Source organism: Rhodoferax ferrireducens (genome assembly GCF_031458075.1).
GTDB classification, from domain to species: Bacteria; Pseudomonadota; Gammaproteobacteria; order Burkholderiales; family Burkholderiaceae_C; genus Rhodoferax_B; species Rhodoferax_B ferrireducens_A.
On sequence record NZ_JAVDXT010000001.1, the window covers coordinates 188,223 to 210,700 of the forward strand.

Annotated in this window: 26 protein-coding genes and 1 tRNA gene; 21 read left to right on the forward strand and 6 right to left on the reverse strand. The window is 61.5% G+C overall.

What is annotated here, in order from left to right:
- Positions 1-29: 29 nt before the first annotated feature.
- Positions 30-596: a transcription elongation factor GreB gene (greB, locus tag J2X19_RS00945; RefSeq protein ID WP_310369807.1), complete on the forward strand. Its 567-nt coding sequence runs from the start codon at positions 30-32 to the stop codon at positions 594-596.
- On the opposite strand, the gene J2X19_RS00950 is transcribed toward greB, so the two are convergent.
- From J2X19_RS00950 to gmk, 3 genes are all read right to left on the reverse strand, one after another.
- On the reverse strand, positions 593-2,857 hold the full coding sequence (locus tag J2X19_RS00950) for a RelA/SpoT family protein (protein WP_405048614.1): 2,265 nt from the start codon (positions 2,855-2,857) through the stop codon (positions 593-595). The two genes, greB and J2X19_RS00950, sit on opposite strands and share 4 nt — an antisense overlap.
- 104 nt (positions 2,858-2,961) lie before the next feature.
- A complete protein-coding gene (gene rpoZ / locus J2X19_RS00955) occupies positions 2,962-3,165 on the reverse strand; it encodes a DNA-directed RNA polymerase subunit omega (RefSeq protein ID WP_092758196.1) in 204 nt (67 codons plus the stop codon).
- A 16-nt stretch (positions 3,166-3,181) separates the two neighbouring features.
- Complete coding sequence (gene gmk / locus J2X19_RS00960; protein ID WP_092758195.1) at positions 3,182-3,802, reverse strand: guanylate kinase; 621 nt, start codon at positions 3,800-3,802, stop codon at positions 3,182-3,184.
- Positions 3,803-3,919: 117 nt separating this feature from the next.
- Between gmk and hisI the strand changes: the two genes are divergently transcribed.
- From hisI to tatC, 7 genes are all read left to right on the forward strand, one after another.
- Positions 3,920-4,324 carry a phosphoribosyl-AMP cyclohydrolase gene (gene hisI / locus J2X19_RS00965; RefSeq protein WP_116605828.1) on the forward strand — a complete coding sequence of 135 codons (405 nt, stop codon included), beginning with the start codon at positions 3,920-3,922 and terminating at the stop codon, positions 4,322-4,324.
- A 5-nt stretch (positions 4,325-4,329) separates the two neighbouring features.
- Positions 4,330-4,710: a phosphoribosyl-ATP diphosphatase gene (locus J2X19_RS00970; RefSeq protein WP_116605829.1), complete on the forward strand. Its 381-nt coding sequence runs from the start codon at positions 4,330-4,332 to the stop codon at positions 4,708-4,710.
- Complete coding sequence (locus tag J2X19_RS00975) at positions 4,707-5,102, forward strand: DUF4870 family protein (protein ID WP_310369814.1); 396 nt, start codon at positions 4,707-4,709, stop codon at positions 5,100-5,102. Before J2X19_RS00970 ends, J2X19_RS00975 begins: the two co-directional genes overlap by 4 nt.
- Complete coding sequence (locus tag J2X19_RS00980) at positions 5,099-5,461, forward strand: histidine triad nucleotide-binding protein (RefSeq protein ID WP_116605831.1); 363 nt, start codon at positions 5,099-5,101, stop codon at positions 5,459-5,461. The genes J2X19_RS00975 and J2X19_RS00980 overlap by 4 nt, the downstream gene beginning before the upstream one ends.
- A gap of 73 nt (positions 5,462-5,534) precedes the next feature.
- Positions 5,535-5,768: a Sec-independent protein translocase subunit TatA gene (tatA, locus tag J2X19_RS00985; RefSeq protein ID WP_092758190.1), complete on the forward strand. Its 234-nt coding sequence runs from the start codon at positions 5,535-5,537 to the stop codon at positions 5,766-5,768.
- Positions 5,769-5,783: 15 nt separating this feature from the next.
- Positions 5,784-6,245 carry a Sec-independent protein translocase protein TatB gene (gene tatB, locus J2X19_RS00990; RefSeq protein ID WP_092758189.1) on the forward strand — a complete coding sequence of 154 codons (462 nt, stop codon included), beginning with the start codon at positions 5,784-5,786 and terminating at the stop codon, positions 6,243-6,245.
- A 56-nt stretch (positions 6,246-6,301) separates the two neighbouring features.
- Positions 6,302-7,096, forward strand: a complete 795-nt coding sequence (gene tatC / locus J2X19_RS00995) for a twin-arginine translocase subunit TatC (RefSeq protein ID WP_092758449.1) — start codon at positions 6,302-6,304, stop codon at positions 7,094-7,096.
- A gap of 66 nt (positions 7,097-7,162) precedes the next feature.
- On the opposite strand, the gene J2X19_RS01000 is transcribed toward tatC, so the two are convergent.
- Positions 7,163-8,305 carry a S1C family serine protease gene (locus J2X19_RS01000; protein WP_310369819.1) on the reverse strand — a complete coding sequence of 381 codons (1,143 nt, stop codon included), beginning with the start codon at positions 8,303-8,305 and terminating at the stop codon, positions 7,163-7,165.
- 179 nt (positions 8,306-8,484) lie between these two features.
- On the opposite strand from J2X19_RS01000, the gene J2X19_RS01005 reads away from it, so the two are divergent.
- Genes J2X19_RS01005 through pdxA form a run of 3 tightly spaced genes read left to right on the forward strand, consistent with a single transcriptional unit; the run spans position 8,485 to position 11,618 of the window.
- Complete coding sequence (locus J2X19_RS01005) at positions 8,485-9,816, forward strand: MFS transporter (RefSeq protein WP_310369821.1); 1,332 nt, start codon at positions 8,485-8,487, stop codon at positions 9,814-9,816.
- 12 nt (positions 9,817-9,828) lie between these two features.
- Positions 9,829-10,590 (forward strand): Nif3-like dinuclear metal center hexameric protein, encoded by a 762-nt coding sequence (locus J2X19_RS01010; protein WP_310369823.1) that lies wholly within the window; start codon positions 9,829-9,831, stop codon positions 10,588-10,590.
- Complete coding sequence (gene pdxA, locus J2X19_RS01015; RefSeq protein ID WP_310369825.1) at positions 10,587-11,618, forward strand: 4-hydroxythreonine-4-phosphate dehydrogenase PdxA; 1,032 nt, start codon at positions 10,587-10,589, stop codon at positions 11,616-11,618. Before J2X19_RS01010 ends, pdxA begins: the two co-directional genes overlap by 4 nt.
- 55 nt (positions 11,619-11,673) lie before the next feature.
- On the opposite strand, the gene mscL is transcribed toward pdxA, so the two are convergent.
- Complete coding sequence (gene mscL / locus J2X19_RS01020) at positions 11,674-12,102, reverse strand: large conductance mechanosensitive channel protein MscL (RefSeq protein WP_310369827.1); 429 nt, start codon at positions 12,100-12,102, stop codon at positions 11,674-11,676.
- 152 nt (positions 12,103-12,254) lie between these two features.
- On the opposite strand from mscL, the gene petA reads away from it, so the two are divergent.
- The 6 genes from petA (at position 12,255) to J2X19_RS01050 (ending at position 16,414) form a co-directional block, all read left to right on the forward strand.
- The gene (petA, locus tag J2X19_RS01025) at positions 12,255-12,854 is read left to right on the forward strand and encodes a ubiquinol-cytochrome c reductase iron-sulfur subunit (protein WP_116605837.1); all 600 of its coding nucleotides are present in this window, start codon (positions 12,255-12,257) and stop codon (positions 12,852-12,854) included.
- 7 nt (positions 12,855-12,861) lie between these two features.
- The gene (locus tag J2X19_RS01030) at positions 12,862-14,271 is read left to right on the forward strand and encodes a cytochrome b (RefSeq protein WP_310369831.1); all 1,410 of its coding nucleotides are present in this window, start codon (positions 12,862-12,864) and stop codon (positions 14,269-14,271) included.
- Positions 14,272-14,287: 16 nt separating this feature from the next.
- Entirely contained in the window at positions 14,288-15,058 is a 771-nt protein-coding gene (locus tag J2X19_RS01035; RefSeq protein ID WP_310369832.1) for a cytochrome c1, read from the forward strand.
- Positions 15,059-15,161: 103 nt separating this feature from the next.
- Complete coding sequence (locus J2X19_RS01040; RefSeq protein ID WP_092758180.1) at positions 15,162-15,773, forward strand: glutathione S-transferase N-terminal domain-containing protein; 612 nt, start codon at positions 15,162-15,164, stop codon at positions 15,771-15,773.
- A gap of 22 nt (positions 15,774-15,795) precedes the next feature.
- The gene (locus J2X19_RS01045; RefSeq protein WP_310369834.1) at positions 15,796-16,287 is read left to right on the forward strand and encodes a ClpXP protease specificity-enhancing factor; all 492 of its coding nucleotides are present in this window, start codon (positions 15,796-15,798) and stop codon (positions 16,285-16,287) included.
- 51 nt (positions 16,288-16,338) lie between these two features.
- Positions 16,339-16,414: transfer RNA gene (locus tag J2X19_RS01050), tRNA-Thr, on the forward strand.
- A gap of 4 nt (positions 16,415-16,418) precedes the next feature.
- On the opposite strand, the gene J2X19_RS01055 is transcribed toward J2X19_RS01050, so the two are convergent.
- Positions 16,419-16,730, reverse strand: coding sequence for a hypothetical protein (locus tag J2X19_RS01055; protein ID WP_310372615.1), 312 nt, complete (start codon positions 16,728-16,730; stop codon positions 16,419-16,421).
- Between the two features lie 212 nt (positions 16,731-16,942).
- On the opposite strand from J2X19_RS01055, the gene secA reads away from it, so the two are divergent.
- The 4 genes from secA to J2X19_RS01075 all read left to right on the forward strand — a co-directional run bounded on the left by secA (position 16,943) and on the right by J2X19_RS01075 (position 22,455).
- A complete protein-coding gene (secA, locus tag J2X19_RS01060) occupies positions 16,943-19,699 on the forward strand; it encodes a preprotein translocase subunit SecA (RefSeq protein ID WP_116605841.1) in 2,757 nt (918 codons plus the stop codon).
- 83 nt (positions 19,700-19,782) lie between these two features.
- Positions 19,783-21,012 (forward strand): bifunctional glutamate N-acetyltransferase/amino-acid acetyltransferase ArgJ, encoded by a 1,230-nt coding sequence (gene argJ, locus J2X19_RS01065; protein WP_310369837.1) that lies wholly within the window; start codon positions 19,783-19,785, stop codon positions 21,010-21,012.
- Positions 21,013-21,094: 82 nt separating this feature from the next.
- Complete coding sequence (locus J2X19_RS01070; protein WP_310369839.1) at positions 21,095-21,982, forward strand: ATP-binding protein; 888 nt, start codon at positions 21,095-21,097, stop codon at positions 21,980-21,982.
- The gene (locus J2X19_RS01075; protein WP_310369840.1) at positions 21,979-22,455 is read left to right on the forward strand and encodes an NUDIX domain-containing protein; all 477 of its coding nucleotides are present in this window, start codon (positions 21,979-21,981) and stop codon (positions 22,453-22,455) included. Before J2X19_RS01070 ends, J2X19_RS01075 begins: the two co-directional genes overlap by 4 nt.
- The last annotated feature ends 23 nt before the right edge of the window (positions 22,456-22,478 follow it).

Below are 22,478 nucleotides of genomic sequence, written 5' to 3' on the forward strand. Positions count from 1 at the left end.
TCTACTTTGGGTTTTCAAATAGGCGTTCCATGAGCAAAGCCTTCACCCGCGAAACCGATGCGGACAACGACGATGCAGACGACCTGCCATCGGCGCCCTTGCCCGCAGGCAGCAAAAACTACATCACCCCCCAAGGCTACGCCCGCTTGCGCGCGGAATTTGCCGAGCTGCTGGAAACCGAGCGTCCCAAGATCGTGGACGTGGTGTACTGGGCGGCCAGCAACGGGGACCGGTCCGAAAACGGTGACTACCTGTACGGCAAAAAGCGCCTGCGGGAGATCGACCGGCGGATCCGCTTTCTCACCAAGCGGCTGGAGATTGCCGAGGTGGTGGACCCCAGCGTGCACTACGGCAACGACCAGATATTCTTCGGCGCCACGGTGGCCTACGAAGATGCTGCGGGCGAAGAGCGCACCGTCACCATTTTCGGTATTGACGAGGCGAATACGGCCCAGGGGCAGGTGAGCTGGGTGTCGCCCATCGCCCGCGCTTTGCTCAAGGCACGGGTGGGCGATGTGGTGCGGCTACAGTCTCCGGTGGGGCCGCAAGATATCGAAGTGCTGCGGGTCGACTACCCAGCCCCTGGCGCGGCCTAAGACGCAGGCTTGGCCCGTGCGGCCCGCAACACCGAAGGCGTGCGCTTTAGCTGGCGTAGCGCGACTTCCAGATGGGCATGGTCTCGGACCGAGATCAGGAAGCGCAGATCGGTAGCGTCTTGTTCGCCTTCCTGGCCCATGTCCACATGGGTGATGTCTACTTCGGCGACCGACAAAGCGGCAGCGGCCCGGGCCAATACCCCTTTGCTGTTTTTGACTGTTACCACCACGCCAGTCTCGAATTGGCGCACCGGTTCGTCGGCCCAGTCCACGGCAATGAAGCGCTCGCTGTCCTTGTACTTCAGGCGCTTGGCGACCGCGCAGTCATCGGTATGCACCACCAGGCCTTCGCCGCGCCCCAGGTAGCCGACGATGGCATCTCCCGGGATCGGCCTGCAACAGCGGGCAAATTGCACTGATGTGTTTTCGCTGCCATCCAGCACCACGGCGCCTTGCGACAGGCTTTCGTGGGCTGTGTAGCGTTCGCGGGTCAGCAGCAGAGCATCGGGTTTTTCGCCGTTTTCGGACAACAAGACGACCAAGCGCTTGGCGACGATGCTGGCTACGCGCTTGCCCAGGCTGATGTCGGTCAGCAGTTCTGCGCGCGTGCGGTTACCGGTGAAGCGCAGCAGCTTGTCCCAGATCGGTTGGCTCTCCGGAGTGGATTCGGGTAGTTTCCCCAGTCCTTCGGCACGCAGGGCCTGGGTGAGCAGCTTTTCGCCCATGCTTTCGGACTCGGTCTGCGCCATGCTTTTCAGGTGGTGGCGGATCTTGGAGCGGGCGCGGCCGGTGCGCACAAAGCCCAGCCATGCCGGGTTCGGTGCCGATACCGGGGCGGTGATGACTTCGATGATGTCGCCATTGCGCAGCTCGGTGCGCAGCGGTACTTGTTCGCCATTGATTTTGGCGGCGACAGTGCGGTCGCCCACATTGCTGTGGATGGCGTAGGCAAAGTCCACCACGGTGGCGCCGCGCGGCATGGCCATGATCTGGCTTTTGGGCGTGAAAACGTAGACGGCATCGGGGAAGAGATCCACTTTGACGTGGTCCCAGAACTCGGCAGCGTCGCGGGTTTCGTCCTGGATGTCGAGCAGCGACTGCAGCCATTTGGTACCCAGCCGTTCGGCGGTGGCGCTGTCTGCGTCATTGGTCTTGTACAGCCAGTGTGCCGCGACGCCGGATTCGGCCACCAGGTGCATGGCCTCGGTGCGCATCTGGAATTCCACATTCACGCCGGAGGGGCCGACCAGCGTGGTGTGCAGCGACTGGTAGCCGTTGAGCTTGGCAATCGCAATATGGTCCTTGAACTTGCCGGGTACCGGCTTGTACAGCTGGTGCAGTATGCCCAGGGCGGTGTAGCAGTCGGTGACGCTGGAAACGATGACCCGGAAGCCGTAGATGTCGGTCACCTGGGCAAAGGTCAGGTGCTTGTCGTCCATCTTTTGGTAGATGGAGTACAGCGTCTTTTCGCGTCCGGCTATGCGCACCTGCATGCCGGTTTGCGCAAATACCGCCTCGACTTCTTGCTGCACTTTTTGCACCAGATCGCGGCGGCGGTTGCGTGCTTTGCTCACTGCTTTGGACAAGATGGAGTAGCGCCACGGCCGCAGATAGCGAAACGACAGATCCTGCAGTTCGCGGTAGGTCTGGTTCAGGCCGAGGCGGTGGGCGATGGGTGCATAGATATCCAGCGTCTCGGACGCGATGCGCGCCCATTTCGAGCGTGGCATATCGCCCATGGTGCGCATATTGTGGGTGCGGTCGGCGAGCTTGATCAAGATCACCCGCACATCGCGCGCCATGGCCAGCAGCATCTTGCGAAAGGACTCGGCCTGGTTTTCTTCGCGGGTGTTGAATTGCAGCTTGTCGAGTTTGGTCAGCCCGTCGACCAGTTCGGCCACTGGCGCGCCAAAGCGTTCAATCAGCTCCGGCTTGGTCACGCCGCAATCTTCCATGGCATCGTGCAGCAGGGCTGCCATCAAAGCCTGGGCGTCCAGCTTCCAGGCTGCGCATTGGGCGGCCACGGCAATCGGATGGGTGATGTAGGGCTCGCCGCTGTTGCGCAGCTGTCCCAGATGGGCTTCGTCGGCAAAACGGTAGGCTTGGCGCACCTGTTCTACGCTGGCGGCGTCGAGGTAGTCTAGATTCGCGGTCAGGGCGGCAAAGCTGGCGGCGGCTGCATTCACCGCGGCCGGACTGGGCGCGTGCCCGCTTTTCTTGGAATGGGGTTTTGGCGGCAAGCCAGCAGCAGGGGGAAGCATGTCACTCATGGCTTGAATATAGCGTGGCTGCCGCATCCATCAGGCGCGCAATAAAAAAGGCACCGCAATGCGGTGCCTTTTAGGAGGTGTACCAGTCTGGTCGATCAGTTGGGTACTTTTTTCAGCATTTCCAGGCCCACTTTGCCGGCGGCGATTTCGCGCAGGGCGGTGACTACGGGCTTGTTCTTGCTTTCGATCTTCGGGGCGTGGCCTTGGCTCAGCATGCGGGCCCGGTAAGTGGCCGCCAGCACCAGCTGGAAGCGGTTAGGGATTTGCACCAGGCAATCTTCGACGGTAATACGGGCCATGAATTTCTCCAGAAAACTAAGCAATGTTCAGGGATTTGAAGGTGTCGGCTCGGGCACGGCGCTGTGCCGCAAATTTGAGCCGCTGGGCATGAACAATGGTTTTCATGTCGAAAACTGCCCGGTCAAATAGCTCGTTGATTATAACGAAGTCGAATTTATGGGCTTGCGCCATCTCAATCGCGGCATTGGCGAGGCGCAATTCGATCACGTCGGGGGCATCTTCGCCTCGGCGTTCGAGCCGTGAGCGCAGCTCTTCCCAGCTCGGTGGCAGGATGAAGATCAGCACCGCGTTGGCAAAAATCTGCTTGATCTGGATTGCGCCCTGGAAGTCGATTTCCAGAATCACGTCGGCGCCCTGGGCCATGCGTTCTTCAATCGCCTTCTTGGAGGTGCCGTAGCGGTTGCCGTGGACTTCGGCCCACTCGACAAAGGCGTCGGCCGCCACCATGGCGTCGAACTCGGATTGCGAAGCGAAGAAGTATTCGCGCCCGTGTTTTTCCTGTCCGCGCGGATCGCGGGTGGTGTGCGACACCGAGGGCTGCACCTTGGCATCCAGTTCCATCAAGGCCTTGACCAGGCTGGACTTCCCGGCACCGCTGGGGGCTGCCACCACAATCAAATTTCCAGGGTAGTCCATGGTGTGTTCGCGCCTTGTGGGCTATCAAAAAAATGGCACATTCTATATTTGACCGTACGGCGGCGGTCTTGTTACGGTATGCGGAGGGCGGTTCTTGCAATCGCTGACAATACGGCTATGAACTGGCTTAACGATGTGAAATGGGACGCCCAAGGGCTGGTCCCGGTGATTGCCCAAGAGGCAAGCAGCGGCGACGTGTTGATGTTTGCCTGGATGAACCGCGAGGCGCTGGAGCAAACCGCAGCCTTGGGGCGTGCGGTGTACTTCAGCCGCTCGCGCAACCGCCTGTGGTTCAAGGGCGAAGAATCCGGCCATGTGCAAACCGTGCATGAAATCCGGCTGGATTGCGACAACGACGTGGTCTTGCTCAAGGTTACCCAGCTCGGCCATACGCCCGGGATTGCCTGCCACACTGGCCGCCATAGCTGCTTTTTCAGCGTCCTGAAGACGGATGCCGCGGGCGCGGTGGCCTGGGAAGCGACCGATCCGGTCTTGAAAGACCCTGAATCCATCTATAAATAACGGCTATGACTTCCAACGACTCACTTGCCAAACTGGCTGCCACGATTGAAAGCCGCAAGGCGGCCAATGGCGGCGATCCGGCTTCCAGCTACGTGGCGCGCCTGCTGCACAAGGGGCCGGACGCGTTTCTCAAGAAGATCGGCGAAGAAGCCGCCGAAGCCATCATGGCCGCCAAGGATGCCGAATACGGCGGCAATACCGATGTGCTGAAGGCCAAATTGGTCGGCGAAGTGGCCGACCTATGGTTCCATTCCCTGGTGGCTCTGGCCCATTTCGACCTGGGCCCGGCCGACGTGATCGCCGAGCTGGAGCGCCGTGAAGGCACCAGCGGCATCGAAGAAAAAGCCCTGCGCAAAGTACTGGCGCGGGAATCGGAGGCGCCATGAGCGACATCATTGACGTGCAAGCCATTGACAGCGAAAAAGCCCAGGCGCTGAAAACCGTGGGTTGGGTCAGCTACCTGCTGCATCTGGTGGTGGCGGTGGGGGCGGTGATTCCGGGCGCCCAGCCCGGCGCCGTGCTGCTGATCGTGGCCCTGGTGATCGACCTGGTGAAAAAGAGCGAGGCCGAAGGCACCTGGCAGGCGAGCCATTTTTCCTGGCGCATCCGTTCCGTGGTCTGGGCTGGCATTCTGTATGTGCTGACCGCACCGCTGTGGTTTCTATTCATCCTGCCGGGCTGGATTGCCTGGGGCCTGATTTCGCTGTGGTTCTTGTACCGTATCGTGCGTGGCATGGTCGCCATGAACGCCAGCCAGGCCGTAGAAAGCGCCGTATGACTCTCCACGATCCCAACTGCCTGTTCTGCAAGATCATTGCCGGCCAGATTCCGTCCAAAAAAGTCTACGAAGACGAAGAACTTTTCGCCTTCCACGACATCCATCCTTGGGCGCCGGTGCATTTCCTGATGGTGCCTAAACAGCATATTCCGTCCATGGCGCAGCTGCAGCCCGAGCATGCGGGCCTGGTGGGGCGCATGATGGTGCTGGCGCCGCAATTGGCGGCACAGGAAGGCTGCCGGCCTTACCCGCAGGGTGGCTTTAGGGTGATGGTCAATACCGGGGATGATGGGGGCCAGGAAGTGCACCATCTGCACCTCCACGTGATTGGCGGGCCCCGTCCTTGGCTCAAGGGCTAAGGCCTTCCAGGTGGCGGCCTGGTATTGTCATGACCGCCGACTAAAATCAAACATACATTGTTAGGAGTATTCCATGGGTTCTTTCTCTATTTGGCATTGGTTGATCGTGTTGTTGATCGTGGTGATGGTCTTCGGTACCAAGAAACTGAAGAACATGGGTAGCGACCTGGGTGGCGCGGTGAAAGGCTTCAAGGACGGCATGAAAGACGGCGCGGCCGATGCCGACAAGCCTGCAGACCAGGTTAGCCATGCCGCTGGTGCAGCCCAAAAAGGCACCATCGACGTGGAAGCCAAGACCAAGTCCTGAGCCGGTTGAACGCCTGTGATTGATCTCGGTATTTCGAAAATGGCGCTGATCGGCGCGGTGGCATTGATCGTCATCGGGCCAGAGAAGCTGCCGCGCGTGGCGCGCACGGTAGGCACCTTGCTGGGCAAGGCGCAGCGCTATGTCGCCGATGTGAAGGCCGAGGTCAACCGGTCCATGGACCTGGATGAGCTGAAGAAAATGAAGGAAACGATGGAGGGTGCGGCGCGCGACGTGCACCAGTCCATCCAGACCAATGCCAGCGATTTCGAGAAGCAGTGGGCCGAAGACGGTTCCACCGCCTTGACCACGCCCGACGACGCCTACGTGCACTACCCTGAGTACAAGCTGCCCAAGAAGCGTTGGCGCGTCAAGCAAGGGGCTACGCCCCAGTGGTACAAAGCCCGCGCCGGTGTGCGCACCAAAGCCCTGTCCGGTGCCGCCCGGGTGGCGCGCTATCGGCCCCAAAAAATCAATTGACCCGTGCCCTGTGGGTACGCGTGTCTGTCTGGGCATGACCCGAACGAATGTCCTCCATGTCCGATTCTCAAAAAAGCCAAGACGACGAGCTAGCCGGTACCGAGCAGCCTTTTGTGCAGCACCTGGTGGAGCTGCGCGACCGGCTGATGAAGGCGCTGATCGCGGTCGCCGTGGCCGCTGGCGTGCTGGCGCTGTACCCCGGCCCTGCGGCCTTGTACGACCTGCTGGCTTCGCCCCTGGTAGCCACCCTGCCCAAAGGCAGCAGCTTGATCGCCACCTCGGTGATCTCGCCCTTCCTGGTGCCGCTGCAGGTGATGTTCATGGCGGCCTTCATGCTCGCCTTGCCGGTGGTGCTGTGGCAGGTCTGGGCCTTCGTGGCGCCAGGCTTGTACAGCCACGAGAAGAAGCTGGTGCTGCCGCTGGTGGTGTCGAGCACCTTGCTGTTCTTTATCGGCGTGGCGTTTTGCTACTTTTTCGTGTTTGGCCAGGTGTTCAAGTTCATCCAGAACTTTGCGCCCGAAAGCATCAAGGCCACGCCCGACATCGAAGCCTATCTGAGCTTTGTGCTGACCATGTTCCTGGCCTTCGGCCTGGCCTTTGAGGTGCCCATCGTGGTGATCGTGCTGGCCCGCATGGGCCTGGTCAGCATCGAGAAGCTGAAGGCCTTCCGCGGCTATTTCGTGGTGCTGGCCTTCATCATCGCGGCCATCGTCACGCCGCCGGATGTGGTGTCGCAGCTGGCGCTGGCCATTCCCATGTGCCTGCTGTACGAAGTCGGCATCTGGGCGGCCCAGATCTTCATCAAGCACACCCAGGCGCCGGACGACGAAGCCAAACCCGCAGAATCCTGATGAAATAGGCTGCTAGCGCTTATTGTGTAAGCGCTAGCAGCTATTTAATTGGTAGCAAATTGTGGATCAGCGCGCAGGCCGCGTTGGCCGGGGGCGCAGGCCCGGGGTCACGTCCAATGCCATCTGCTTGTCCTGGCGCAGCACGCTGAACGGGGCTGGCGTACCGGGCTTCAGCATGGCCACGCTGGCCAGCAATTCCGTCACATTGCCCACCGGCTTGTTGGCCACGCCAACGATTACATCGCCGGGCCGGATGCCGGCTTGCGCAGCCGGGCCGTTCTGCAGCACGCCGGTGATGATCACGCCGTGTTCGGCTTTCACGCCAAAGGTTTCGGCCAGCTCGGGCGACAGGTCGCTGGGCTCGACGCCGATCCAGCCGCGCCGCACCTGGCCGTCGGTGACGATGCCTTCCAGCACCAGCTTGGCGGTGGACACCGGAATCGCAAAGCCAATCCCCATGCTGCCGCCGGAGCGCGAATAAATCGCCGTGTTGATGCCCATCAGATTGCCGTTCAAGTCGACCAGCGCGCCGCCCGAGTTGCCGGGGTTGATAGCCGCATCGGTCTGGATGAAGTTCTCGAAGGTGTTGATGCCCAGCTGGTTGCGGCCCAGCGCGCTGACGATGCCGCTGGTGACGGTCTGGCCCACGCCGAAGGGGTTGCCGATGGCCAGTACCTGGTCGCCGACCAGCAGCCCGTCCGAGCTGCCCAGCACCATTACCGGCAGCTTGTCGAGCTGGATCTTCAGCACGGCCAGGTCGGAGTCGGGGTCGGTACCGATCACCTGGGCCTGGGCGCGGCGGCTGTCGTTGAGGATGACTTCAATGGCGTCCGCGCCTTCGACCACGTGGTTGTTGGTCAGGATGTAGCCGTCGGGGCTGACGATCACGCCGCTGCCCAGGCCGGCCTGGGCCTGTGCGCCGCGCTCGCCGAAGAAGAACTTGAACCAGGGGTCGTCGCTGCGCGGATCGCGTTCGGCCATCTTGCTGGTGTTGATGCTGACCACGGCCGGCGAGGCCTTTTTGGCGGCGGCGCTAAAGCTGCCGGCCACGGGGATGCTGGACGAAACGGCCGGCGCCTCGATCAGCGAAATCGACGAGCCGGAGAACGGACGCTTGCCCAGCCATTCGGGCTTGAGGGTGCCCACAACGAAATAAGCCGCCAGCAGAACGGTGGCGGTTTGGGCGAAAAGGAGCCAGAGGCGCTTCATGGTGTATACGAAAAAAGGCGGGTGAAGCTGCTGATTGTCTCCCATGGCACTCCCGCCCGTATCTGCCTGGCTCCATGGGGTTAAGGGTATACCCCTAAAATGCCGCCTCGCGCTCGCCAGCCGCTTCTGGGCCTGGCTGCAGCCCTGTAGGTGCAGCCTGTGCTGCAAAGAGAATCCCGATGCCAACTACCTCCGTCCCTTTGTCCGCTGGCGCGCTTGCGCCGTCCCCCTCGCTGTCGCGCCAGGATGTGCAAACCCTGGGCCTGTCCGCCCTGGGCGGCACGCTGGAGTTTTACGACTTTGTGATTTACGTGTTCTTTGCTGCGGTGCTGAGCCACCAGTTCTTCCCGGTTGACATGCCGGACTGGCTGCGCCAGCTGCAGACCTTCGGCATCTTTGCGGCCGGCTACCTGTCGCGCCCGCTGGGCGGCATCGTGATTGCGCATTTTGGCGACCTGCTGGGCCGCAAGCGCATGTTCACCCTGAGCATCTTTCTGATGGCCGTGCCGACCCTGGTGATCGGCCTGCTGCCCACCTACGCCAGCATCGGTGTAGCAGCACCCTTGCTACTGCTGGCCATGCGCGTGCTGCAGGGCGCGGCCATCGGCGGCGAAATGCCGGGCGCCTGGGTGTTTGTGGCCGAGCACGTGCCGCCGCACCGCTACGGCCTGGGCGTGGGCACGCTGACGGCGGGCATCACCGGCGGCATCCTGCTGGGCTCGTTGGTGGCGGTGGGCATCAACACCCATTACAGCCCGGCCGACGTGGCCGATTTCGCCTGGCGCATCCCCTTCATCCTGGGCGGCGTGTTCGGCCTGGTGTCGGTGTATCTGCGCCGCTTTCTGCACGAGACGCCGGTGTTCCAGCAGCTGGCACAGCGCCGCCTAATCGCTAAAGAACAGGCGCGCGAACTGCCGCTGAAGACGATTTTGCGCGAGCACCGCGCGGCCTGCCTGCTGGTTGGCGGCCTGACCTGGGTGCTGTCGGCCGCCATCGTGGTGGTAGTGCTGATTACGCCCAACTATTTGCAGAAGGTGCACGGCATCGCCCCCGCGCTGGCGCTGGAAGCCAATGCCGTGGCTACGCTGACGCTGACCCTGGGCTGCGTGCTGATGGGCTGGGCCTGCGACCGCATCGGCACCCGGGCCGTGATGCTGATCGGCTTCGGCGGCCTGCTGCTCACCTCTTACCTGTTTTATACCGGCCTGCCGGGCACGCCCGCGTCGCTGGTCTGGAGCTATGGCCTGGTGGGCTTCTTCGTCGGCGTAATCGCCACCGTGCCCATCGTCGGGGTGCGGGCGTTTCCGGCGGCGGTGCGTTTCACGGGCCTGTCGTTTGCCTACAACCTGTCGTACGCGATCTTTGGCGGCATGACGCCCATCGTGCTGACCCTGTGGCTGCAGAAAGACCCGCTGGCGCCCGCCTACTACGTGGGTGGCCTGGCCGTGCTGGGCATGCTGCTGGCGCTGGTGCCGCTTTCGAGCCGGGGTTTCGTCGCGCGCAAAGCTTGAGACAATGCGGAGATGACCACCTCCCGTCTGGAACTGCTGCAAGCCTTTGACACCCTGCTGGAGCCCGCCCGCTTCAAGGACTACGGGCCGAATGGTCTGCAGGTCGAAGGCAAGGCCGGGGTGCGCAAAATCGTCTCGGGCGTCACCGCCAGCCTGGCCTTGATCGAGGCGGCGGTGGCCGCAGAAGCCGACGCCATCTTTGTGCACCACGGCCTGTTCTGGCGCGGCCAGTCGGGTACCGTTACCGGCTGGATGAAGCAGCGCCTGGCCTTGCTGCTGCGCCACGACATCAACCTCTACGCCTACCATTTGCCGCTGGACGCGCACCCCACGCTGGGCAATAACGCGCAGCTGGGTCTGCAGCTGGGGCTGGTGGGCGCTGGCCAGTTTGGCGACAACGCACTGGGCTTCCTGGGGCAGCGTGCCGATGGCAGCGGATTCGTTTCGGCCCAGGCCCTGGCAGCGCATGTAGAAAAACAGCTAAATCGGCCTGTGACGCTGATTCCTGGTGCAGGAGTAGCTATTAAAAATATAGCTTGGTGTACCGGCGGTGCGCAGGGCTACTTTGAAGCCGCGATCGCGGCGGGTGCCGACGTCTTCATCACCGGTGAGATTTCCGAGCCGCAAGCCCATTACGCCCGCGAGTGCGGCGTGGCCTTCATCGCATGCGGCCACCACGCGAGCGAGCGCTACGGCGCGCCGGCTGTCGCCGCCCACGTGGCCGCGCAACTGGGGCTGGAGCACCTGTTCATCGACATAGATAACCCCGCATGATGCAACCCATCGCCATCACCTTGGGCGACCCCGCCGGGATCGGCCCGGAAACCATCGCCAAAGCCTTCCGCGACGCGCCGGATGCCACGCAGGGCTGCTTTGTGGCCGGTGACGTCGGCACTATGCGCCGGGCGGCCCAGCTGCTGGGCCAGCCGGGGTTGCCGGTGGCCTTGATCGGCGCGTCCGCCGAGGTCTGGGCCGTGCCGCCGCGCTGCATTCCGGTGCTGCAAATCACAGAGCTTCTGGCGCCCGTACCTCATGGCCAGATCAGCGCTTTGGCGGGCAAGGTGGCGGCCGATTGCGTGCTCTGGGCCAGCCGCGCCGCACTGCGTGGCGAGATTGCCGCGCTGGTGACTGCGCCGCTGCACAAGGAGGCGCTGGCCGCCGCGGGCCTGCCATACCCCGGCCATACCGAGCTGCTGCAGGCGGAGGCGGCCGCGCACCTGGACAAGCCGCTGGCCGAGGTGCCGGTGCGCATGATGCTGGCCAACGACGAGCTGCGCACCGTGCTGGTCAGCATCCATATGTCGCTGCGCAATGCCATCGAAGCCGTGACTTTCGACAATGTGCTGCAGACCCTGCGCATCACCCACCGCTCGGTCGGGGCTGCGCTGGGCCGGGCGCCCCGCATAGGCGTGGCCGGGCTGAATCCGCATGCGGGCGAGGGGGGGCTGTTTGGCTTTGAGGAAATCGACACCATCATCCCCGCCATCCAGGCCGCGCAAGCCGAAGGCCTGGACGTGCACGGCCCGTATGCGCCGGACACGGTGTTCATGCGGGCCCGCGCCAAGCCCGGCCAGGCGGGAGAGTTTGACGTGGTGGTGGCGATGTACCACGACCAGGGCCTGATCCCGGTGAAGTACCTGGGGGTGGAGCAGGGTGTGAACGTCACCCTGGGCCTGCCGCTGGTGCGCACCAGCCCGGACCACGGCACGGCTTTCGACATTGCGGGCACCGGCGTGGCCGATGCCTCCAGCCTGGTGGCGGCCATCCGCATGGCGCGGCGGCTCAGCCAGGTTCAGGCATAAAAAAGCCCTCTGGCGCAAGCGCAGAGGGCGGTGGCTGCTACGAATAGCGTAGCGTTTACTTTTGCAGACTGTCGCGGATCTGGCGCAGCAGCAGCACGTCTTCTGGCACCACGGGTGCGGCTTCGACGGGGGCGGGGGCTTCCTTCTTCAGGCGGTTGATCTGCTTGACCATCAGGAAGATGATGAATGCCAGAATCGCAAAGTTCACCGCCACGGTGATGAAGTTGCCGTAGGCGAACACCGGCACGCCGGCTTTCTTCAGGTCGGCCAGCGCGGTGCCGGTGCCGGCGGGCACATTGCCCAGCACGATGTAGAGGCTGGAGAAGTCGAGCTTGCCAAACACCATGCCCACCACCGGCATGATCAGGTCAGCCACCACCGAATCAACGATCTTGCCGAATGCACCGCCGATGATGACACCGACAGCGAGGTCGATCACATTGCCCTTTACGGCAAATTCTTTGAACTCTTTCATCGTGCCCATGGCTTTGTCCCGGTTGTTAAATAGTGGCTTGTATTGTCCACAAAATCATTATGGTTCTTCGCTTAAAGTGTTGCTGGCGCGTTAAGTTGGGCTAGAGCGCTCAGCTACAATCGTCGGTTGACCCCAAACGAGTGATGATTTTGAGGACCCCCATGAGTGACACCCCAGTCGACACCAGCAAGCGAACGTGGTTGATCGCATCCGGTTGTGCCGGTGCAGTGGGTGGCGTAGCTACCGCCATCCCTTTCGTGAGTACGTTTCAGCCTTCAGAGCGTGCAAAAGCCGCCGGCGCAGCGGTAGAGGCCGACATTTCGGGGCTCAAGCCGGGCGAAAAAATGACCGTGGAGTGGCGCGGCAAGCCTGTGTGGATCTTGCGCCGCACTCCGGAGCAAGTCGCCGAGTTGCCCAAGCTGGATGCGCAATTGGCTGATCCAAAATCCTTGCGCAATCCTTCCGAGTTCACACCGGAATACGCCCGTAACGACGGCCGCTCCATCAAGCCAGAGTTTCTGGTGGTGGTCGGCATCTGCACCCATCTGGGCTGCTCGCCGTCGGACAAATTCACGCCAGGCCCACAGCCTTCGCTGCCGAACGACTGGGAGGGCGGTTTCCTGTGCCCCTGCCACGGTTCGACCTTCGACATGGCTGGCCGTGTGTTCAAGAACAAACCCGCTCCCGACAACCTTCCGGTGCCGCCGCACATGTATCTCTCGGATACCCGGTTGCTGATCGGCGAAGACAAGAAGGCTTGAGGGACATATGGCTACATTCAAAGAAATCTCCCCCAACGCCAGTGCCCCTGAAAAGCTGTTGAACTGGGTAGACAACCGTTTCCCGGCCAGCAAGCTCTACAAAGAGCACATGTCGGAGTACTACGCGCCGAAGAACTTCAACTTCTGGTACGTCTTCGGTTCGCTGGCGCTGCTGGTGCTGGTGCTGCAAATCGTCACCGGCATCTTCCTGGTGATGCACTACAAGCCCGACTCGAACCTGGCGTTCGCCTCGGTCGAGTACATCATGCGCGATGTGCCCTGGGGCTGGCTGATCCGCTACATGCACTCCACTGGCGCTTCGGCGTTCTTCGTGGTGGTCTACCTGCACATGTTCCGTGGCCTGCTGTACGGCTCGTACCGCAAGCCGCGCGAACTGGTCTGGGTATTTGGTTGCGCGATCTTCCTGTGCCTGATGGCAGAGGCGTTCATGGGCTACCTGCTGCCCTGGGGCCAGATGAGCTACTGGGGCGCCCAGGTGATCGTGAACCTGTTCTCGGCGATTCCGTTTGTCGGCCCCGATCTGGCTTTGCTGATCCGCGGCGACTACGTGGTCGGCGATGCGACCCTGAACCGCTTCTTCAGCTTCCACGTGATCGCCGTGCCGCTGGTGCTGCTGGGTCTGGTGGCGGCGCACATCATTGCGTTGCACGAAGTCGGCTCGAACAACCCCGATGGCGTGGAAATCAAGGGCCCGAACGCCCCCAAGGATGCCCAAGGCCATCCTCTGGACGGCATTCCGTTCCACCCGTATTACTCGGTGCACGACATCTTCGGCGTCAGCGTGTTCTTGATGGTGTTCACCGCCATCATCTTCTTCGCACCTGAGTTTGGCGGCTACTTCCTGGAGTACAACAACTTCATCCCCGCTGACTCGCTGAAGACACCGTTGCACATTGCGCCGGTCTGGTACTTCACACCGTTCTATTCGATGCTGCGGGCCATCACCAGCGAGATGATGTATGCGCTGATTGCCTGCGTGGTCGGTGCTGCGGCGCTGGGCGTTTTCAAGTTCAAGCTGCCGGTGTTCGTCAAGGCCATCATCGTGGCGGTGGCTGCCGCCGTGGTTGCGATGATGCTGAGCATCGACGCCAAGTTCTGGGGCGTGGTCGCCATGGGCGGCGCGGTGGTGATTCTGTTCTTCCTGCCCTGGCTGGATAACAGCCCGGTCAAGTCCATCCGCTACCGTCCCAGCTGGCACAAGTATGTGTATGCCGTGTTTGTCGTCGACTTCCTGGTACTGGGTTACCTGGGTGTGCAGCCGCCATCGCCGATTGGCGAACGCGTGTCGCAGATCGGTACGTTGTTCTATTTTGGCTTCTTCCTGTTGATGCCGTGGTGGAGCGCCTTGGGTACGCCCAAGCCTGTACCTAGCCGCGTGACTTTTGCTGCGCACTAAGCGGAAGAGACTCAGAATGAAAAAAATTATCCTCGGTGTACTCGCTGCGTTGACTTTGTCCTTGGGCGCTACCACAGCCGTTCACGCGTCTGGTGGCGACGAAATTGCATGGGACAAGGCGCCTAACAAGACCAACGATCTGGCGGCCCTGCAAAACGGCGCCAAGCTGTTCGTCAATTACTGCCTGAGCTGCCATTCGGCGGCCTTCATGCGCTACAACCGCCTGCGCGATATCGGCCTGACCGAACAGCAGATCAAGGACAACCTGCTGTTCGCCACCGACAAGGTGGGCGACACCATGAAGGCCTCGATCGATCCCAAGCAGGCCAAAGACTGGTTTGGCGCCAATCCGCCGGACCTGACTCTGATCACCCGTTCGCGTTCAGGCCACGGCGGCACCGGTGCCGATTACCTGTACACCTACCTGCGCAGCTACTACCCCGATGAAACCAAGCCGACCGGCTGGAACAATCTGGTGTTTCCCAATGTCGGCATGCCGCATGTGTTGTGGGAGCTGCAAGGCAACCGCAAGCCGGTGTATGCCGCGGTGGAAGAGCATGGCCATGAGGTCAAGGTTTTCAAGGGTTGGGAGCAGGTAAGCCCTGGTACCCTGACACCGCTGCAGTACGAGCAGGCGGTAGGTGATCTGGTGAGCTATGTCCAGTGGATGGGGGAGCCGGCCCAAAATACCCGCGTGCGCGTCGGTGTGTGGGTGCTGCTGTTCTTGCTGGTGTTTACTTTCATTGCGTGGCGCTTGAATGCGGCATTCTGGAAAGACGTCAAGTAAGCCCCATATACATAGCCGATGGCCCGGGCAAGCTGCCCGGGATTTACAGAGTGGGCTTGCGCACGATGCATCCCACTCTTTTTGATTTTTAGGAGCCCTTGCCATGATGGTGTTGTACTCAGGAACGACCTGCCCTTTTTCCCACCGCTGCCGCTTTGTATTGTTCGAAAAAGGCATGGACTTTGAGATCCGCGATGTGGATCTCTACAACAAGCCCGAAGACATCAATGTCATGAACCCCTACGGCCAGGTGCCTATCCTGGTGGAGCGGGACCTGATTCTGTATGAATCCAACATCATTAACGAGTACATCGACGAGCGTTTTCCGCATCCCCAGCTGATGCCCGGCGACCCGGTGGACCGTGCGCGCGTGCGCCTGTTCTTGCTCAACTTCGAGAAAGAGCTGTTCGTGCATGTTGGCTTGCTGGAGTCACGTGCTTCCAAAGGCAACGAGAAAGCCCTGGAAAAAGCCCGCGCCCATATCCGCGACCGCCTGACCCAGCTGGCCCCTGTGTTCTTGAAGAACAAGTACATGCTGGGAGAGAACTTCTCCATGCTCGACGTGGCGATTGCGCCGTTGTTGTGGCGTCTGGATTTCTACGGCATTGACCTGAGCAAGAATGCCGCGCCCTTGCTGAAGTATGCCGAGCGTATTTTCTCGCGTCCCGCCTATATTGAAGCATTGACCCCGTCTGAAAAAGTGATGCGCAAGTAAGTCGGAGCTACTGTTGTCAATCATGCAAGCCCTGGACTCGACCTCCACCCGCCCTTATCTGATCCGTGCGCTCTACGAGTGGTGTACGGACAATGGTTTCACACCGTATGTGGCGGTGTTGGTGGACGATTCCGTGCAAGTCCCGCGCGAATATGTGAAGGACGGGGAGATCGTTCTCAATATCAGCTTTGATGCGACCAGTTCGCTCAAGCTGGGCAACGATTTCATCGAATTCAAAGCGCGCTTTGCGGGCACCCCGCGTGAAATCCTGGTGCCGATCGGGCGGGTGATTGCCATCTATGCGCGTGAGAACGGGCAGGGCATGGCTTTCCCGTCGCCGGTGCTTGCTGCGCCAGCCGATGAGCCTGCCAAGCCCGTGGCTGGGGCACCGGCGACCGATGCGGCATCGCCCAGGATTGTGCAGCTGTCACCGGTTGAGAGCAGCGATGAAGAGCCGCCAGAGCCACCACGTCCGGCTGCCGGGCCCCGCCCTGCGTTGAAGCGGGTAAAGTAAAAATCGCGGGCGCTCAAAATGCGCCCATCGATTCAGTAAAATACATTTTTCGCCGATTTAGCTCAGTTGGTAGAGCAACCGCCTTGTAAGCGGTAGGTCGTCAGTTCGATTCCGACAATCGGCACCATTTCTTACGCTTTCGCCTTCATTTGTACTTTGAGGCGGATAGCCGTTACGTCCCATCCTTTGCTGCGCAAATGCGCGAGGAGTGCGGGCGATAGCTGTCGCAGCTTGGCCGATACGGCATTGCTGTTGACCAGCAAGCACCAACTGGTACCCTCAATCGGTCCGGCCTTGATGGCCGACCACAAAGCTTCGGGCATCAGGCCTTTGACGGCTTTGAGCCGGTCGTTGGACTCTTGCGCCAAGGCCGTGAGCCGCGCCAAGGTCGGCGAATCGGCTGCAGCTTGCAGGAGTGTGAAGGATTGGTTGCGGAGGCGCATAGCCATGGATTATCACAGCCGTTGTGTTCGGCAGTAGCCTGATGGCGGGGTTTTGGGCGCGCGCTGGCAGATGGGTAAAATCCGTCGGCTATGGATTGCAAACTGGGCCCCTATGGGTTGACTTTTGCTGTCAAAGCCTCATCTGACTCCAAGCTAATTTAGGGATTTCGATCGCCCTACCGCTGTTTTCCTGCGGTGGCGGTCTCGCATTCATGACCACCAACTTTTTGACCAAAATTTTCGGCAGCCGTAATCAACGCCTGCTGAAACAGTACCGTAAGACCCTCGAAGTCATCAATGCGTTGGAGCCGCAGTTTGAAAAACTGTCTGACGAGGCCTTGCGTGAAAAGACCTTGTCTTTCAAAGAGCGGGTGGCCGGAGGTGAATCGCTGGATGCCATCTTGCCGGAGGCATTTGCACTGGTGCGCGAGGGCTCCAAACGTATCATGAAGATGCGCCATTTCGATGTGCAGATGCTGGGTGGCATGTCGCTGCATAACGGCAAGATTTCCGAAATGCGTACCGGTGAAGGTAAGACCTTGACCGCGACTCTGCCCGTGTATTTGAACGCATTGTCTGGCAAGGGCGTGCATGTCGTTACGGTCAACGATTACCTGGCCAACCGCGATGCGCGCTGGATGGAGCGGCTCTACAACTTCCTGGGCCTCACCGTCGGTGTCAATTTGCCGAATATGCCGCGTGAGGAAAAGCAGGCCGCTTATGCTGCCGACATCACTTACGGTACCAACAACGAATTCGGCTTCGACTATCTGCGTGACAACATGGTCTACGAGGTACGGGACAGGGTCCAGCGTGGCCTGAACTACGCCATCGTCGACGAGGTGGACTCGATCCTGATCGACGAAGCCCGCACGCCGCTGATCATCAGCGGCCAGGCCGAAGACCACACGGCGATGTATATCGCCATCAACAAGATCATTCCCTTCTTGACCCGCCAGGAAGGCGAGGCCGATCCGCGCACGGGCGAAGGCGTGACCAAGCCCGGCGACTTCACGCTGGATGAGAAATCCCACCAGGTGTTCCTGACCGAAGACGGCCACGAGAACGCCGAGCGCATCTTGACTGAGCAGGGCTTGCTGCCCGCGGGCGCGTCGCTGTACGATCCGGCCAACATCACCTTGATGCACCACCTGTACGCGGCTCTGCGTGCCAACCATCTGTACCACCGGGACCAGCATTACGTGGTGCAGAACGGTGAGATTGTCATCGTCGATGAATTCACCGGCCGCCTGATGTCGGGCCGCCGCTGGAGCGAAGGTTTGCACCAGTCGGTCGAAGCCAAGGAAGGCGTGGCCATCCAGGCCGAGAACCAGACGCTGGCATCCATCACCTTTCAGAACTACTTCCGCCTGTATGGCCGTCTGTCGGGCATGACCGGTACGGCGGACACCGAGGCCTACGAATTCCAGGAAATCTACGGCCTGGAAACGGTGGTGATTCCGCCGAATCGCGTGAGCCGCCGCGAAGACCAGCTGGACCGCGTCTACAAAACCACGCGCGAAAAATACGAAGCAGCGATCAAGGACATCCGCGAATGCTACGAGCGCGGCCAGCCCGTGTTGGTGGGCACGACATCGATCGAAAACTCTGAAATCATCGACCGCTTGCTGAACGATGCCAAGCTGCCGCACCAGGTGCTCAACGCCAAGCAACATGCGCGGGAAGCCGACATCGTGGCCCAGGCCGGACGGCCGAAGATGATCACCATCGCCACCAATATGGCCGGCCGTGGTACCGACATTGTGCTGGGCGGCAATCTGGAAAAAGCCCTGGAATACGTTGAGCTGAATACCGAACTCGACGAAGCCGCAAAGGCGGCCGAGATGGAGCGCGTGCGCGCCCAGTGGGCCAAGGACCATGAGCTGGTGAAGGGCCTGGGTGGCTTGCGCATCATCGCCACCGAGCGCCATGAGTCGCGCCGTATCGACAACCAGTTGCGTGGTCGTTCCGGCCGCCAGGGCGACCCAGGTTCTTCGCGCTTTTACCTGAGCCTGGATGATCCGCTGATGCGCATCTTCGCCGGTGACCGCGTCAAGTCCATTATGGACCGGCTCAAGATGCCCGATGGCGAGGCGATTGAGGCCGGCATCGTGACCCGCAGCATCGAGAGCGCCCAGCGCAAGGTCGAAGCGCGCAACTTTGATGTACGCAAGCAATTGCTGGAATACGACGACGTGTCCAACGACCAGCGCAAGGTGATCTACCAGCAGCGCAACGAGATTCTGGACGCTGCCGACCTGACAGCCCAGATCGCTTCCCTGCGCGAGGGCTGTGTGGATGATCTGGTGCGCCAGTTTGTGCCCGCCGAGTCGGTGGAAGAACAGTGGGACATCGCCGGGCTGGAGAAAGCCATGCTCGACGAATGGCAGCTGGACGTGCCCCTGCGTGCACAAGTGGAGTCTGCCAGCGCAATTACCGACGAAGACATCCTGGAGAAAGTGCTGGCGGCGGCGAACGCCTCTTTCATCGCCAAGGTGGAGCAGGTCGGCGGTGACAACTTCACCCAGTTCGAGCGCATGGTCTTGCTGCAAAGCATAGACACCCATTGGCGTGAACACCTGAGCGCGCTGGACTACCTGCGCCAGGGCATCCATTTGCGTGGCTATGCGCAGAAACAGCCCAAGCAGGAATACAAGCGCGAAGCCTTCGAGCTGTTTGGCCAGTTGCTGGACGCCGTAAAGAACGATGTCACCAAGGTGCTGATGACCGTCAAGGTGCAGTCCAGCGAACAGCTGGGCGAAGCCGCAGACGCCATGGAAGACCGGGCAGAAAGCATTGCCAACGTGACCTACACCGCGCCCACCGAGACCGGCGAAGTGGAAACCCGTGTCGATGCCGGATCTACCCGTCCGCCCGCTGCAGGCAATATCCCACGCGTCGGCCGCAACGACCCCTGCCCCTGTGGCAGTGGCAACAAATACAAGCTGTGTCACGGCAAACTGGCCTAATACGCAGCGTATCGGCACTACGGGCTTCGGCCCGTTTTTTGATTCATTTTTCTACGCTTCCAACATTTTTTTGAAAGCCCACCATGCCTGTCAATCTGTCCGCCCCTGATCCTGCTGGCTTGCATCCCGTCCCTGGTGTATTGCTGGGTATTGCCGAAGCCGGCGTGCGCAAAGCCAACCGCAAAGATGTGACCGTGGTGCTGCTGGAAGAAGGCGCCTCGGTGGCCGGTGTTTTCACCCAGAACCGTTTCTGCGCTGCCCCGGTGCAGATCTGCCGCGACCATCTGGCGCGTGGCCTGGGCATACGGGCGATTCTGGTGAATACCGGCAACGCCAATGCCGGCACTGGCGACGATGGCCTGATGCGCGCCAAATCGACCTGTATCGCCCTGGCCCAGCACCTGGATCTGGCGCCCGAGCAGGTTTTGCCGTTCTCGACCGGCGTGATTATGGAAACCCTGCCGCACGACCGCATCAATGCCGGTCTGCCCGCAGCTCTGGCCGATGCCCGCGCCGATAACTGGGGCCGCGCCGCAGAGGCCATCATGACCACCGACACCATCGCCAAGGCCTTCAGCACCCAGGTGCAGATCGGCGGCGCGACGGTCACCGTCACCGGCATCAGCAAAGGCGCGGGCATGATCCGCCCAAACATGGCGACCATGCTGGGCTTCATGGCCACCGACGCATGCGTTGACCAGGCCCTGCTGGGGCAACTGGCCAAAGACCTGGCCGATGCTTCGTTCAACCGCATCACCATCGACGGCGACACCTCGACCAACGACTCGTTTGTGGTGATTGCCACCAACAAGGCCGCGCATGCGCCCATCACTTCGATGGACAGCGCCGATGGCCGCACGCTGAAGGCGGCGATGCAGCAGGTCGCCCAGCAACTGGCCCAGGCCATCGTGCGCGACGGCGAAGGCGCAACCAAATTCATCACCGTGCGGGTGGAAGGCGGCAAGACCGCCGAGGAATGCCGCTTGGCGGCCTATGCCATCGCCCATTCGCCGCTGGTCAAAACCGCCTTCTTTGCCAGCGACCCGAATCTGGGCCGAATCCTGGCCGCGGTCGGATATGCCGGCATTACCGACCTAGACCAGACCAAGATCGACCTGTTCCTGGACGACGTGCACGTAGTGATCAACGGCGGGCGCAACCCCAGCTACCGCGAAGAAGACGGCCAGCGCGTGATGAAGCAGAGCGAGATCACGGTGCGCGTTGGTTTGGGCCGGGGTACGGCGGCGGACACGGTGTGGACCTGCGACTTCAGCCACGAATACGTGACCATTAACGCTGACTACCGATCATGAACCCCCACGCTCATCACTTCATGTATTCGCTGCCCCCCGAGGGGGTTGGCCTCCCTTGGGGCGGCCCGGCGGGAGTCCGCTCATGAACGAGAAGTTTGAACGCCTGATCGACCGCGCCGAGCAGCTGATGCAGCGCATCGAAGCGGCCCTGCCGCAGCCGGTGTCCGCGCCTGACTGGAAGGCGGCCATCGCCTACCGCTACCGCCGCCGCGGCAACGGCCACGGCGTGCTGGAGCCGGTACGCCACATCGGCAGCATGGCGCTCAGCGACCTGAAAGAGATCGATCTCCAGAAGGAGAAGATCCAGCGCAATACCTTGCAGTTCGTTGAAGGCAAGCCGGCCAACAATGTGCTGCTGACCGGCGCCCGCGGCACCGGCAAGTCCTCGCTGATCAAGGCCTGCCTGAACACCTATGCGGAGCAGGGCCTGCGCCTGATCGAGGTCGATAAGGGCGATCTGACCGATTTGCCCGACATCGTCGATGTGGTGGCCGACCGGCCGGAGAAATTCATCGTCTTCTGCGACGACCTGAGCTTTGAAGACGGCGAGCCCGGCTACAAGGCGCTGAAGTCCATACTCGACGGCTCGGTGGCTGCCTCTACGCCGAATGTGCTGATCTACGCCACCAGCAACCGGCGCCATCTGCTGCCCGAGTACATGAAGGAAAACCTGACTTACACCCATACCGATGACGGCGAAGTGCATCCGGGCGAAGTGGTGGAAGAGAAGATTTCCCTGTCCGAGCGCTTTGGCCTGTGGGTCAGCTTTTACCCCTTCAGCCAGGACGAGTACCTGGCCATCGTGGCCCAGTGGCTGCAGTCGTTTGGCGTGGCTGCGTCGGCGATTGAGGCCGCGCGTGCCGAGTCCCTGGTCTGGGCGCTGGAGCGCGGCTCGCGCAGCGGCCGTGTGGCCTACCAGTTTGCGCGCGACTACGCGGGCCAGCACGCCGCTAAGGCAGCTTCCGCATGAGCGGCCAGCCCCTGGTGGCCGATGCCGACCGCCCCCGCGAAGGCGGGCCGGACCGGGCTACGGTCGACGTGGCCGTGGGGGTGCTGGTGCAGGCCAATGGCGACTTCCTGGTGACCTCGCGGCCCGAGGGCAAGGTGTATGCGGGCTACTGGGAATTCCCCGGCGGCAAGCTCGAAGCTGGCGAAACGGTGGAGCAGGCGCTGCGCCGTGAGCTGCTGGAAGAGCTGGGTATCACCATCGGCGCCGCCCATCCCTGGAAGATCGAGCTGGTGGACTATCCGCACGCGCTGGTGCGCCTGCATTTCTGCAAGGTGGTCGACTGGGCCGGCGCGTTGGAGATGCGCGAAGGCCAGACCAGTGCCTGGCAATCGCTCCCGCTGCAGGTGGCGCCGGTACTGCCTGGCACCGTGCCGGTGTTGGCCTGGCTGGCAGAAGAGCGTGATTTTTCGGGCGCTACACATTCTGTAGCTTAATGCGCAGGTACTACCTGCGCCAG

Coding starts and splice junctions, on each gene's coding strand:
- greB (WP_310369807.1), top strand. CDS start 30: ATGAGCAAAGCCTTCACCCGCGAAACCGATGCGGACAACGACGATGCA.
- J2X19_RS00950 (WP_405048614.1), bottom strand. CDS start 2,857: ATGCTTCCCCCTGCTGCTGGCTTGCCGCCAAAACCCCATTCCAAGAAA.
- rpoZ (WP_092758196.1), bottom strand. CDS start 3,165: ATGGCCCGTATTACCGTCGAAGATTGCCTGGTGCAAATCCCTAACCGC.
- gmk (WP_092758195.1), bottom strand. CDS start 3,802: ATGGACTACCCTGGAAATTTGATTGTGGTGGCAGCCCCCAGCGGTGCC.
- hisI (WP_116605828.1), top strand. CDS start 3,920: ATGAACTGGCTTAACGATGTGAAATGGGACGCCCAAGGGCTGGTCCCG.
- J2X19_RS00970 (WP_116605829.1), top strand. CDS start 4,330: ATGACTTCCAACGACTCACTTGCCAAACTGGCTGCCACGATTGAAAGC.
- J2X19_RS00975 (WP_310369814.1), top strand. CDS start 4,707: ATGAGCGACATCATTGACGTGCAAGCCATTGACAGCGAAAAAGCCCAG.
- J2X19_RS00980 (WP_116605831.1), top strand. CDS start 5,099: ATGACTCTCCACGATCCCAACTGCCTGTTCTGCAAGATCATTGCCGGC.
- tatA (WP_092758190.1), top strand. CDS start 5,535: ATGGGTTCTTTCTCTATTTGGCATTGGTTGATCGTGTTGTTGATCGTG.
- tatC (WP_092758449.1), top strand. CDS start 6,302: ATGTCCGATTCTCAAAAAAGCCAAGACGACGAGCTAGCCGGTACCGAG.
- J2X19_RS01000 (WP_310369819.1), bottom strand. CDS start 8,305: ATGAAGCGCCTCTGGCTCCTTTTCGCCCAAACCGCCACCGTTCTGCTG.
- J2X19_RS01005 (WP_310369821.1), top strand. CDS start 8,485: ATGCCAACTACCTCCGTCCCTTTGTCCGCTGGCGCGCTTGCGCCGTCC.
- J2X19_RS01010 (WP_310369823.1), top strand. CDS start 9,829: ATGACCACCTCCCGTCTGGAACTGCTGCAAGCCTTTGACACCCTGCTG.
- pdxA (WP_310369825.1), top strand. CDS start 10,587: ATGATGCAACCCATCGCCATCACCTTGGGCGACCCCGCCGGGATCGGC.
- mscL (WP_310369827.1), bottom strand. CDS start 12,102: ATGGGCACGATGAAAGAGTTCAAAGAATTTGCCGTAAAGGGCAATGTG.
- petA (WP_116605837.1), top strand. CDS start 12,255: ATGAGTGACACCCCAGTCGACACCAGCAAGCGAACGTGGTTGATCGCA.
- J2X19_RS01030 (WP_310369831.1), top strand. CDS start 12,862: ATGGCTACATTCAAAGAAATCTCCCCCAACGCCAGTGCCCCTGAAAAG.
- J2X19_RS01035 (WP_310369832.1), top strand. CDS start 14,288: ATGAAAAAAATTATCCTCGGTGTACTCGCTGCGTTGACTTTGTCCTTG.
- J2X19_RS01040 (WP_092758180.1), top strand. CDS start 15,162: ATGATGGTGTTGTACTCAGGAACGACCTGCCCTTTTTCCCACCGCTGC.
- J2X19_RS01045 (WP_310369834.1), top strand. CDS start 15,796: ATGCAAGCCCTGGACTCGACCTCCACCCGCCCTTATCTGATCCGTGCG.
- J2X19_RS01055 (WP_310372615.1), bottom strand. CDS start 16,730: ATGCGCCTCCGCAACCAATCCTTCACACTCCTGCAAGCTGCAGCCGAT.
- secA (WP_116605841.1), top strand. CDS start 16,943: ATGACCACCAACTTTTTGACCAAAATTTTCGGCAGCCGTAATCAACGC.
- argJ (WP_310369837.1), top strand. CDS start 19,783: ATGCCTGTCAATCTGTCCGCCCCTGATCCTGCTGGCTTGCATCCCGTC.
- J2X19_RS01070 (WP_310369839.1), top strand. CDS start 21,095: ATGAACGAGAAGTTTGAACGCCTGATCGACCGCGCCGAGCAGCTGATG.
- J2X19_RS01075 (WP_310369840.1), top strand. CDS start 21,979: ATGAGCGGCCAGCCCCTGGTGGCCGATGCCGACCGCCCCCGCGAAGGC.